Origin of the sequence: Aquimarina sp. MAR_2010_214 (assembly GCF_002846555.1) — a bacterium.
Taxonomy (GTDB): domain Bacteria; phylum Bacteroidota; class Bacteroidia; order Flavobacteriales; family Flavobacteriaceae; genus Aquimarina.
Genome location: NZ_PJMS01000001.1, coordinates 3,806,712 through 3,820,097, shown reverse-complemented (window position 1 = coordinate 3,820,097; position 13,386 = coordinate 3,806,712). Strand labels below are relative to the sequence as shown.

Below are 13,386 nucleotides of genomic sequence, written 5' to 3'. Positions count from 1 at the left end.
TTTATCACTTTTTTTCTATCAGCCTCAGAGTATATTCCATTACAGTATCTACCTTGTTTAGGTAATCATCAATAGATTGTGTAATAGTATAATCTGGCATAATACCACGATCAACAGGAAGTGAAGTTGCTGTGGTTACATAGGTGTTTCTGCTCACTGCATAAATAATACCCGTATATGGTAATCTAAGTCTTTTTTGCCCACCTGTGCAGAATTGATTTGAGCCCAATTCTTCTCCAACCAATGTCGCCAACTTTAAGTGTTTTACCAACGACATAAAATGCCCGGTAGTAGAACCTCCATTTCCATCTATAGTAAAATATAAATTGTTTTTAAATCCATTTTCAAATGGTTGAACAGGCTTTAGTTTTTCATTAAACTGAGAGTTCGAAAAGTATACAAATGGTTTTTGAGCAAGATATCTGAGCAAATAAACACCTGCATCAGATGGCCCACCACCATTTCCTCTTACGTCAATTACTAAGTTTTTAATCTTTTTTTGTTCCAGTTCTTTAAAGCTAGTATCTATAAATGCTTTAAATTCTGGAAATTTACTTCCATAATATGCAAAAGAACGTATTGTCATTATTGCAGAGGTATTGTTTTCTGAATATTTCAGACATAATCGCTCCTGACATAAATATTCTGGGAGTTTTTGAAAATTATTTTGATAGCTAGTCAACGTTTTCAATTTAACAGGCTTAGATTTTCCTTTTATAGTCACTACATAAGACTTCGGAAAGCCTAATGCATAAGGAATAATCGATGTAGAATGCGAATTAATGAAGTTCTTTTTATACGTTTCGATATTACCTTGTGATGAGATATGGTTAAAGATTTCGGTTTTGATAGTTTCAAATTCAACTCCATTAATTGAAGTAATTTCACTTTTAGACGTTACTATCTCTCTATTGACTAATGGATCTGATACGTATAATTTATCATTAATCAATTTTACTTCTATAGGAAAGCGTAACTCTATAGGGATCATCTTTCTTTCTTGATTAAAATACCCCATTGATGTATGGCTACAACTAATATTTGCTATAACCTCACTACAGTGCCAGATAAATTCACTAAAAGTTGTACGTTCTGTAATCAGACTCTTTTTTACCTCTATTGCTTTCCAAAAAGCATCTTTAGTTATGAATTTATAGGCATTAGGGTTAACTTCTGTTAATCGGCGACCTAATTCGTCTAAGTCATTTTTATATTGTTTTATTGAATACATTTTATGAAATCTTGTAGAATCATATGCTGCATATTTAATTTTATTAATCCAATCTTCGGCATTTATATTTTTAGGATTAAGCTTAAGGGATTTTTCATAGTTTTGAACTGCTAGCTCTTTATTTCCATCAGCATAATATGCTTCTCCTAGACTGTCATATGGATTTGAAGAATTTGGAAATTCTGCAACCAATAGCTCAAAAATCTTAATGGCATCTTTTATTTTTCCCTTATCTAGTAATTGATAACCATAATTATTAAGCTCATTTTCATCATCAAAATTATAAGCTTCGGGGTTTTCCTTTTTAAGCTTATAATAATAATCAATAATTTCTTCAATACTTGTGGTAGAAATACCAGAAATCGTCTCTACAATTGATTTTTTAGCTGCAGCAGTAGAATCATTATTTAGTATAGCATCTGTTTTACTTTTCTCTTGTGAGATACAGCTTGTTAATAGGCATGTGCATATAAGCACATTAAAAAGAATTTTGATTTGTTTTTTCATTTTCTATTGATTGATAAATTCGTTCACAAAAAACAGAGTTTTGTTACAATTATTAGTTGTGAAACTATACTGTTTTGGTTTGAATTTATAAATATGAACTTAAAATTGTTCTTTATATTTTGCTGGAGTCATACCTACAAGCTTTTTAAATACTGTGTAAAATGTTGATTTTGAATTAAATCCAGATTCATTGCCTATTGCATCCAAAGTATATTTGGTATTTGATCTAATTATTAGTTTTGCTTCTTCAATTCTATATTCATTTACAAATGCTGGAAAGCTTTTTCCTAAATTATCATTCAGCAATTGCGAAAATTGATGTGTAGATATATGAAGTGCTTTTGCAATGTCTGAAGATTTCAAATTTGGATTTTTATACAACTTTTGCCCACTCATAAGAAGATGTAATTTTCCTACCAGTACTTTTGCCTTAGTATTGTCAATCTTTTTATCTGCATACTTTTTTTCATCCCTGAAAATTTGATTTTTTTGTTTCTTATTAAGAAGAAAATACAGAAAGAATGAATAAAACAATACTGAAAAAGTAATAGATCCTATTACAAAATAAGAGTATTTCGTAAAGAAAAATATTAACCATAGGATTAATACAGCTAAAAGTAAACATACTAACCACAAATTAACAGGAAGGAGTTTCTCTCCTTTTTTAGATATATTTTTCATTCTTTTTGCCAAATAATATCCCGAAACCAGGGTATAACATAACCATTGAATATTTATAGAAACCAAAATATATCTTTTCCAAAATATAGGATCACTTCTGAAAGGATATATAAGATGTATACCTATTGCTATGACTATCCAAAATGCTATATGATGTTTCCAATAGGTAATGCTTTTAGTATTTAATTTTAGTATAGATAGTACATATAAAAACAAAAAAGGACCAATAAAAATAAAGGTAATGGGGCCAAATGTAGAATACGAATTTGGTGTAGCATCACTAAAAAAATAGATAAGAGATCGTAATGCACGCTCACTTAGAAACAAGAGAAAGACTCCGAATAGTATGTTTGAAAAATCTTTAGGTTTTTTAATAATTATAAAATATATACTTACCAGGAAGCTATTAAAAACCCCTAGTGCACCAAAGAAAAATAAGATTTGAGAATAAAAGTTCATATTTAGATCAAAATATCAAATACATAAGCTTGTATAAAAATAATGCAGTAAAAATTGATTACAAATATAGAAGTATCATTTAAGTTTTTTGAGTTACTTTTTATAGGATTCGTTATGATCCAAATTTTTAGAAAAGCTTATTTGTATTTCTTTTATCTGGCACAAAAAAAACCGGTAAGAATAAATATTCTTACCGGTTTTTTTGATTTTTTAATCAAATTTTATTCTTTCATATCTTCAAGATCCATCATAAATGCATAGGAAAGAGCAGTACGTTTATAACGTTGAAAACGTCCAGATGCTCCACCATGTCCTGTTTCCATATCGCAATCCATGATTAGCATATTGTTATCTGTTTTTAGGTCTCGCAATTTGGCTATCCATTTCGCCGGCTCCCAATATTGTACCTGGCTATCCCAATATCCTGTTGTAATTAGTATGTTTGGGTATGCTTTTGCTTCAACATTATCATAAGGAGAATATGATTTCATATACTCATAATATTCTTTATTCTTAGGATTTCCCCATTCATCAAACTCAAAAGTAGTTAGTGGTATAGTTTCGTCCATCATAGTAGAAACTACATCAACAAAAGGTACAGCAGCTACAACACCATTCCATAGTTCAGGTTTCATATTCAAAATAGCTCCCATCAATAAACCACCGGCACTACCACCCATTGCATACATGTGCTCTGCACTTGTATAATTTTCTTTAACCAAAAACTCTCCACAATCAATAAAATCGGTAAATGTGTTTTTCTTTTTAAGTAGCTTTCCATCCTCATACCAGTGCCTTCCCATTTCTTGTCCTCCTCTAATATGTGCTATAGCATATACAAATCCTCTATCTAACAAACTAAGTCTTGTTGAGCTAAAAAATGGCTCAGTACTACTACCATATGAACCATAAGAGTAGAGCAACAAAGGTGTATTAGCATTCTTTTGTAACCCCTTTTTATATACTAAAGAAACAGGAATTTTCACACCATCTCTTGCTGTTGCATACAGACGTTCGGATACGTAATTATCTTTAGAAAAATTGGGATCCACTACTTCTTCTTCTTTTAGTACCTTTTGCTCTTTGGTATCCATATTATAATCAATAGTACTATTAGGAGTTGTTAAAGAAGCATACCCATACCTTAAAATATTGGTATCAAAATCCAAATTTGTTGTTGGATACGATAAATATGCAGGATCATTAAACTCTATATAATGATCATTATCACCATTCCATTTCATTACACGAATAGTACGTAACCCATTAACACGTTCTTGTAAAACCAAGTGTTCTTTAAAGAGTACAAAACTCTGTAGTAGAATATCTTCGCGATGTGGGATAACATCTACCCAGTTTTCTTTTGTTGTAGCTGTAATTGGCGTTTTTACTAAACGAAAATTCTTAGCATCAAGATTGGTTCTTATATAAAAATGATCATCATAATGATCAACACCATATTCTAAATCTCTTTCTCTTGGTTGAATAATTTTCCATTCATCATTAGGAGTATTGGCATCTAGATATCGATATTCTGTCGATAAAGTCTGACTACTACCAATCATAAGGTATTTATCTGATCTGGATTTAAATACAAAACAACTAAAAGTCTCATCTTTTTCATGAAAAACTAACTCATCCTTAGATTGATCTGTTCCTAATACATGCTTATATATCTTATCCTGTCTAAGTGTCATTGGATCTTTAGATGCATAAAAAACAGTTTTGTTATCATTTGCCCATACGGCTCCTCCTCCTGTATTTTTAAGTTCATCTGATAGCATTTCTCCAGACTCCAGATTTTTAAAATAAACTATATAACGACGTCGGGAAACAGTATCTACACTATAGGCTAAAAGTTTATTATCCGGACTTACAGATCGACCTCCTATAGCAAAATAAGCATGATCTTTTGCAAGTTCTGGCCCGTTAAGCATGATTTCTTCTTTATCATTGTCATCTAATTTCTTTCGACAATATAAAGCATAATCCATACCCTTTTCATAACGAGTATAATATGAATAACCATTGTCATTATAAGGAACAGAAGAATCATCTTTTTTAATACGTCCTACAATCTCATCGTACAATTTTTTCTGCAAACCTTCTGTATGTTTCATTGCCTCATCCTTGTAATCGTTTTCGGCATTAAGATAATCCAGTACATCTTGCGTTTGAGTATCGGGTGTTTCGGCGTTTTTTTGCTTATCGCTTAGACGCATCCAGAAATAATTATCGATACGTGTATCTCCATGTGCTTTTAACTCTTCTGTAACTTTTTTGGCGACAGGAGCTTCAATGGATTGATAAGGTTCCAAATCAGTTTTTTTTTCTGTATTACATGCCATAAAAAACATCGTAAAAATTAGAAGTGAATAGATGAATTTAGTTTTCATAAAGTATTTAAAATTAGTTTTTAATAAGCCTCTTTTTAAATCATTGCCACAATTTAAATTATAAAATATAAAAAATGTAATAAAAAAAATATAATTGTTAGTTTTTAGACTTGTTTTATTATTCGACAGTTAAATACTCTAAGCCTATTATGGTTCCATTTTGCATGGTAAGTATGTTTAAGGAATATGTACGAAAATTTATAATTATATATTAGGTTTGTAGTCCTGAATAGCCTTGATTACAGTATTCATCATATAGGTTTCCTTTCTGGTTTTTATTAAAACAATGATTATTTGGAGTTTGTAGTAGATTATCTAATGATTATTCTCTCATTGCAACCTTACCTCCAAAATTCACTCCCCAATTAATTCCGAATAGTGTAACCAAATTATCATCTACCGGGAAATCTTTTCCAAAGCCGCCTAGTAATGTAATGTCTTTTGAAAGTGTGTATTTTAGAGTCCCTACAGAACGCTCACTATTGATACTTCCATCACGAGAAATATACTCATATGCTAGTGAAAATCGATCAATTTCAAGTTCTACTTTTGCTCCCAGATCTCGATAAAATGTTTTAAAAAATTGATCATCACTATTGATATTAAATTCATCTTCAATATATCTGGCAGTTACCAATACATTAAGGTAGTTGTTTCGTTCGCTATCAGATCCTTCATTTAAGATCAAGCTTCCTTGACCAGTTATCCAAGTCCCAAGGCGATTGGCTGTGCCAGAATCTATCTTATCTTCTTTAAATAATGCACTATATCCAATTGCTCCATCTACACTAACATAGGGTTTGATAGTTTTTTTAAACTCTTTTAATTGAGGACTTATCTTCTCCTTTTCTTTTTTATAATGCTCGATAATAGCTTTCTCTGCTATCGCTCGTTTTACAGGATCATCTCCACTAGCATCTGCTAATACATCAACAGGAGGACTATCGAGGTTTTTAAGAATATCACCAACTTTTTTCGCTTCTCCGTGTATTTTATCTTTATCATAAAAGCGTAACAAAGTTGTACGCAATCCTATAGCATATGTTTTTCTTTTTCCTACAATACCTTCAAATTCTTTATCTACATATGCAAAAGATAATGTTGTAGTATTTAACCCTCTAAATGGTTTCTGTTTAATCTCTCCCGTGGTCTGGTCTTCTTCTATACCAATATATTTATAATAGGTTCTGTTATTACTTTTACGGTTAATAAAAAAGTAGGGAGCTACTTCAATAGAAAAACTTTCTCCAAAATTATTGAATACATGTAGTGCTAATGCTTTCAAGTTTGTTGGTGTATAAATTTCTGTTGGGGACTCACCTACTAATAAAAACGCAGGAGAACTGGGATTACTCATTGTAAAATCACTCAAATTTTGGTCAGTCTTCCCCTCTTGTGCGCAACCTGAATATGATAGATATACTAGAACGGTTGTAAATAAGATAGTTTTGTAATTCATCGTCTTAATTTTTAACTAATTCAACAACATCAAAAACAATGAAAAATTCATCATCAATTTTCAGTTTTTTACCTTCATAACTTTGTTCGTTTACATCATCTTTTAAATTGATCTTAAAAACTGTATTTTCTAGGATTGGATCAATATTTTCATCAGTTACAAAACAGTTTGTTACTACGTTAAGCTTTTTATTTACAATATCATTACTGTTACCTAAGTTCGTAGAAAAGTTGTATGTACTACTCTTTTTCATGATTTTGTTATCTAATTTAACGTTTGTACCTACTAAGGCTTCTGTACTAATTTTCACATTAAGTTTTACCTCAGAATTAGTACTCATTTTAAATGTTTTCATGGCTATATATTTAAGTTATACGGTTGGTTATTAACCCTATAGATAATCTTCAGCTTATCAGATCAAAAATACCAATAAATAGGTACTTTTTATATGTAGTTCAGTGTGTTTTTTTGTAAATCGAAATGTATTCATTTTGCTTTTTTAGGAAAAAAAAGAGTTTCAATCCATTTTTCAATAGCGAAAACAAAGTAATAAAGAAAAATGGTTAATGTCATTAATATAAATATGATAACAAAAACCCATTTAAGCCTAACAAACCAATAAAAAACAGAAAACATATTGGATGCATCTTTACTACTATCATTACCAATAAAATCTACTAAATATAATCCAGATAAGTTTTCTATAACATCAAAAAAACCTGGAATAAAACAAATGATAAAAAACCAGGGTTTAAGAGTTAAACTTAAGGTGTTCTCAAAAACCTTAAGTGAATAATAAAAAAGAAATGAATATGCTATAATAAAAACAAAATCATAATATGTATTATTCTTGAAACATACAGGGTCTTTAATTAAATTATTAAACTCTGCTAAACAATTAGAGAATTCAATATTAATAAGATTCTCTACTTGTATTGATGGAATATATGCAAACAGAATACCCAGTATAAAAACTAGTACTACATTAATTTTCCAAAGATTACTATAAAACTTTAATCTACTCATTAATTCAAATTTTTAATTTTTTCTTCGCGTATATCTTTATAAGTTATCCAATCAAATTGTTCAATTTGTCGAATTGCAGCATCAACACCTTTATTAAAAAGTTTAGCTTTTTCTGTATCATCCATCCAAAAGTCTAACCAATTATGATCTTTTGTATCTACTGTTACTACTCTTTTCTCAATTTCTTTATTATTAAACAGGAAATCATTATCATAAAAATTTCTGAATGTACTTATGAACGATGTGATATATCCAATCAATGTGATATTTTCTAGTTTTTTTGTTTTCCACGAAGAGTCTTTATTTTCTTTTTGATTACCTACTACCCTTTCACTGAGGAGAACACCAAACGTTGGAAATCTTGGCACAATATTATCTTTTCTGTGAAATTCGCGGATAGGAAAATTAGAGAGCATTCCACCATCAACAAACCTTGCATTAAGTTTTACTGAATTCCCTGTATTCTTTTCATTTTTATAATGTTTTGTACCAGGGGTGAAATTTTTGTAAATAAAAGGAATCGACATAGTTGCTCTTAAAAATGCTGCTGGTTTTATATTTCCTGGCGTAGTCCAATAATCATCTGCTCTCTCGGGAAATTTCACAATACGATTATGAGTTAAATTAGACGTAATCAATACTAGTCTTGGTTTGTCACCAATTGGTCTTAATCTTGATGTGTTTTCACTTTTGGTTTTTGTCAATTCTACTTGATTCATCTTTTTTGTAAGATCATTATTGGTTTCTATTTGTATAGACGACAGCAAATTTTCTGCCCAGCTATAAAATTTTTCTCCTGTATTGATCCCAAAATCTGTATCCAATATTTTTACCAAAAGAATATAAATGAATATTAAAAGTGCTACTACGTTTAATGTTCCTATTATAAAATCAAATAATCGAAGCTCTGTTCCTGAAACTCCATTAGTAATATTAAAAATAATACTAAAAAGCCCATATATGCCAACAAGAAATCCTATACAAAAAACACTTAGAAAAAGTTTTAAAATGATTGATTTATAATTTCTAAGTAATTTTTGCTGTAACCACCCAATTATTCCATTTTTCTCCATGAACTTGCTAAAATCTGTATTTGCGATGATATGAGTAAGTATCTCAGATTTAGTAGCTTGATGTGATTTATTTCCATACTGAAATTTTGAATCCTCAGTATATATACTGTTAGGGATAGATGCCAGAAATAGCGCATTGATTGCTCCAGCACTTGTTCCTCCATGACTATAAAACCGAATACCTACCTTTTCCATAATATATGTATACCCTAACAATGCAATTCCGTACATTCCCCCACCTTGCTGAACCAAATCAACAACTGGTCTTTCTATAGATTCTCCTGCATAAACTTCATTAATTGTTGCTTCAGATATAAGTTCCTTTTTTATAAGACCGTTAGTAGTAAACTTGTCTTTTAATTTACCTTGTGGGTCATTTATTGATTTCTCTAAAATTTCATTTGCTGTAGTAAAAAAGCGAGTTGTTCTTTTTATATTTTCTTCACTATATATAGACAATCTAGATGTAGTAGAAAAGCCCTTAATAATTCGTTCTTGAATATTCATTTTAGAAATTACTTTTTAGTACCATTAACTATAATAGGAATCCACGTATCTGGTTAATACATAAACAGGTTTATGATTAAACGGATATAAATGCATAATTACTATTAATAAAAATCGGGGTAATATTTGTGAGACGATTGAAGTATTTAAAATTAGTAAAAATATACATTCAAAAAAAGAGGTGAATCCCCCTAATTTTAGATGTATAAAAGTATGTATCTAAAACCATACTAAAATACCTATTGACGGGTATTTATGGGCTCACGTCATGACGCTATGCATTGAAGTGGCATTAAAAAAACAATCCCCACATCTATTGATTGTGAGGATTGTAAACGATATCCCATATTTAATTTTACTTTAACAGAAATATAACTCCTATTATTTTATGAGAAGTGTTTGCTGATTATTTTCAATTTTTCTATCGATTAGTTTATTCAGCGGGTCAATACCTGCTTTGATCGGTTTTTGATCCACAATAATTTCTAATTGCATTACCTGATCGGTAATTTTGTGTTTCTCTAAATAAATTAACTCTTCTCCTCCATCAGGTCCTTCTCCATATACGCCAATATCAATCCAATCCTGTACAGGTACTGATTTTTCTACTCCTGCACTATCAATACGGTATTTTGTAACATCTAATGTTAGATTTACCTTAAATGTATTTTCTGAAAGTTTTTCATATACAGCTTCGGTTGTCTTGTTTTCATATAATATCACAGTTTCGAATAAATCAGCAATAATATACTGTAAGTGATCTGGTGTAACTTCCCTAAAATAACTCAATAAATCTATTGTAGTTGGATATCTATCTGTCTTTGTCTTTAACAGGCCATCATAACTATTCCAGTCTCTGATAAATCGTTTTAAAGCAAGGTTAACCATCCTTTCTCCTATATAGTCCTGTAAGGCATAAAGGTTCACTAGTCCTTTGCCATAATGTATATATTTTTGCCCGGATTCTACTAATGACAATGGCATTTCTTCTGTCTGTTCTCCTGCTCTTCCTGTTAGATAGCGATTCATTTCTGTTTGAATAAATTGCCTTACTTTTTCTTCTGGATAAGCTTCTTTCAGCACCATAATAGCAGAATACTGAGCCAAAGCTTCAGAAATCATTCCTCTTCCCTGTACAGAGGCAGGATTTACCTGGTGCCCCCACCATTGGTGTGCCAGCTCGTGAGCCGTTACATAAAAAGCCATATCTACATCATGTTCATCATCAATATCCATCAAAAACCCTATACCTTCAGAAAAAGGTACTGTATTTGGAAAAGATTGAGCAAAAGTCTGGTAGCGAGGAAATTCTAATATTCGCATTTGCTTGTATTGATAAGGCCCAAAATGGGTACTAAAATAATCAAAAGACATTTTCATTCCTTTCATCATTCTGTCAAGATTATAATCATGTCCTTTGTGGTAGTAAATTTCTAAATCAACAGGATTACCCAAGCTATCACATGTAGGTATCCATTGATCTTTTAATACTTCATACTTTGCCGAAACAATAGAGTAGAAATTAGACATGGGTTTATCCATCTTATAATGAAAATAGTTACGACCTTCTTCTTTCCACTTCTTTTGTAAATAACCTGGAGCAATAGCGATTTGACTTTCATCAGTTCCAATAATCATTTCAAAATTGATTTCTTCTCCATCTCCTTTAGATCTACCTTCTTTGATAGCTTGTGGATCATCAATTTTGGGTCTTCTATTTCTAGGTTTCAGACCATACTCTTCACGATCTTTATCATCCCGTAATTCGTGATTTCTATTATATCCTATTGTCGGAAAATGGAAATTATCGATAAATGTTCCATTATAAACAATCTTAGTATTTGATTTTTCGACAAAACCTTTTGTAGTAAATGTTTGCTTAAACTTCATTTTAATAGAATCTCCTGGTTTCAGAGATTTATTTAGTCTATAGATGTAGTAACTATACTCTTCATTATCATTATTTATCGTAGCTCCTTTTTCAAATTTGATGTATTCAATTGCTACCTGAGAATTTGGTAATTTTTGAATATGAACTTCATTAATAGTAGTGTTATGCGTATTCCTTAGCATATAATATCCTTCAACCGAATAATCTCTATCATATGGAAAAAGATCAACTTTTAGATTTACATCTACAATTTTTGGTTGTGGCAAATACTCAAAGTTTTTGAGTTTTTTCTCATAATTTACTCTATACATACTCTCTTCCTTCGGAAATGAATATTCATTAAGAATGTTGGTATTGTAAAAAATATAACTCCCTAATACTATAAAGATTAAGATAGTAACAGCACCTAGTTTTATCAAAGGCTTGGTCAATCGTTGTTTACTTAGTTTCCAACGCTTTTTTATATGTGTTTCTGTACCTCTTACAGAAAATATGGTGGTAATAATAAATAGAATAATAGAAAACAAAATCCAATATATTTTGAAACTTATGTATGGCCATAAAAAATGCCCATAACCATTCATATCTGAATATGTTCCTAAATCCCCACCACCAAAAGTGTATAATCCATGATCTAACTCTAATACTTCCAGCAAAATAAACGCCACAAAGAAAAAGATTACAACCATAATGTGTCCTAAGAACTTATGATTAGTCATAACCTGGAAAAAAAAGGAGATAAATGTTAAAAGGATAAGAAATGGAAAGATTTCAATAAAAAAACCATAGAAATATACATCCAATTCATAGTGGTAATACCCACTTAATGTTTGGAAAATCACTCCTGCCAATATTAAAGCTAACATTAATACTATATATATAAACATAAGTCCAATAAACTTACCTGCCAAATTGATGAAATCAGACATGGGTATGGCATCATAGATACCATTCAATTTTGTATCTCTTTCTTTCCACACAAGTTCGCCAGAATAAAACAAAAGAATCATTAAGAAGAAATATATAGACATTTCCTGAAGCTCTTCTACTATTATATATGTAGCAGGATAACTATTAACACCATAAGAGGTATCTAAACTAATAGAGTTGATAAATATGATACTCATCCCACAAAGAACAATGGCCCAGAATGAAGTTTCTTTAAGAATTGATTTGAAATTAAATAAGACGTGCTTCCAGAATTGAAAAATAGTAGCTTTAATGTCAAAGTATAAATTAGCCTTTGGAACTTGATTATCCAAATGGTGTACAGTAGATTTGTTTTCTTCTTCAGAAACAGCTATTAGTTTCTTTTTTGAGGCTTTACCTCTAATCAAATTGAAATTAAACTTATAATACCCTATCATCAACGTAATTATCCCTGTTCCTATCCACAACAACCTGTTGTATAGTAGCACTCCTTCTATAGGAAGCATTAATATACCTCGTTCTGCTTTGGTCCAGAATTGAGTTAATACGCTAATAGTTTGAAAAGAAAATGGGTCTAAAAGAGCAGCAAAAAAACGATTATCCTGGTTCTTTAATAATGTAAGAGTTACTATATATGCCATTAGTAAAAACACACCTTGAATGTATACAACCATTAATTTTCGGCTTAAAGCACCTCCTACATAGAAAACTGCCCCACAAAAAAATATATTGGGTATAACCAGATACAGGAAAGGTTGTAGATAATGCCAGAAATTGAAAGGTAACATGACGTCTGCATCACGCCACGGCATAAATTCACCTAGCATAAGTCCAAAAAGCAGGCCACAGAAAATAAAAAGTAATATGATGAATGATCCTATAAAACGTCCAATTAAATAATCCCTTTTTTTGATGGGATTTATAAACATTAGAGATTCCATATTATGATCAAAATCTCTTAAAGCAGCTACTCCCATGATCATAGAAGTAATCATAGTAAAGAAAGAAGAGACAATTGCCATTATTCTTGCTATATCCTGAGGAGAATTTGTTCCCAAGGCACCAGAGTTTCTATCCATGAGAATATCTGCCGCTACTATAGAAAATAAAAATACAATTGCAAAGTATATATAGGTATCAGGGCGTTTGGCTCTGTACTTAATTTCGAATTTTAGTATTTCGTACCACATAAGATTAAGTTGAGATTAAATTGAAATGAAAATATT

8 protein-coding genes are annotated in these 13,386 nt (G+C 30.6%); all 8 read right to left on the bottom strand.

From position 1 onward, the window contains the following. Positions 1-4: 4 nt before the first annotated feature. Entirely contained in the window at positions 5-1,738 is a 1,734-nt protein-coding gene (locus tag ATE84_RS16400; RefSeq protein WP_101448993.1) for a S41 family peptidase, read from the bottom strand. A gap of 99 nt (positions 1,739-1,837) precedes the next feature. After that, positions 1,838-2,878 (bottom strand): helix-turn-helix domain-containing protein, encoded by a 1,041-nt coding sequence (locus tag ATE84_RS16395; RefSeq protein ID WP_101448992.1) that lies wholly within the window; start codon positions 2,876-2,878, stop codon positions 1,838-1,840. A gap of 221 nt (positions 2,879-3,099) precedes the next feature. Beyond that, positions 3,100-5,274: a S9 family peptidase gene (locus tag ATE84_RS16390; protein ID WP_101448991.1), complete on the bottom strand. Its 2,175-nt coding sequence runs from the start codon at positions 5,272-5,274 to the stop codon at positions 3,100-3,102. 322 nt (positions 5,275-5,596) lie between these two features. Further along, positions 5,597-6,733 (bottom strand): hypothetical protein, encoded by a 1,137-nt coding sequence (locus tag ATE84_RS16385; protein ID WP_101448990.1) that lies wholly within the window; start codon positions 6,731-6,733, stop codon positions 5,597-5,599. A 4-nt stretch (positions 6,734-6,737) separates the two neighbouring features. Continuing rightward, positions 6,738-7,088, bottom strand: coding sequence for a hypothetical protein (locus tag ATE84_RS16380; RefSeq protein ID WP_143273654.1), 351 nt, complete (start codon positions 7,086-7,088; stop codon positions 6,738-6,740). Positions 7,089-7,219: 131 nt separating this feature from the next. Beyond that, positions 7,220-7,759 (bottom strand): hypothetical protein, encoded by a 540-nt coding sequence (locus ATE84_RS16375; protein ID WP_101448988.1) that lies wholly within the window; start codon positions 7,757-7,759, stop codon positions 7,220-7,222. After that, positions 7,759-9,339, bottom strand: a complete 1,581-nt coding sequence (locus ATE84_RS16370; RefSeq protein WP_101448987.1) for a patatin-like phospholipase family protein — start codon at positions 9,337-9,339, stop codon at positions 7,759-7,761. The genes ATE84_RS16375 and ATE84_RS16370 overlap by 1 nt, the downstream gene beginning before the upstream one ends. Before the next feature lie 381 nt (positions 9,340-9,720). Continuing rightward, positions 9,721-13,350, bottom strand: coding sequence for a M1 family aminopeptidase (locus tag ATE84_RS16365; RefSeq protein WP_101448986.1), 3,630 nt, complete (start codon positions 13,348-13,350; stop codon positions 9,721-9,723). Between the last annotated feature and the right edge of the window lie 36 nt (positions 13,351-13,386).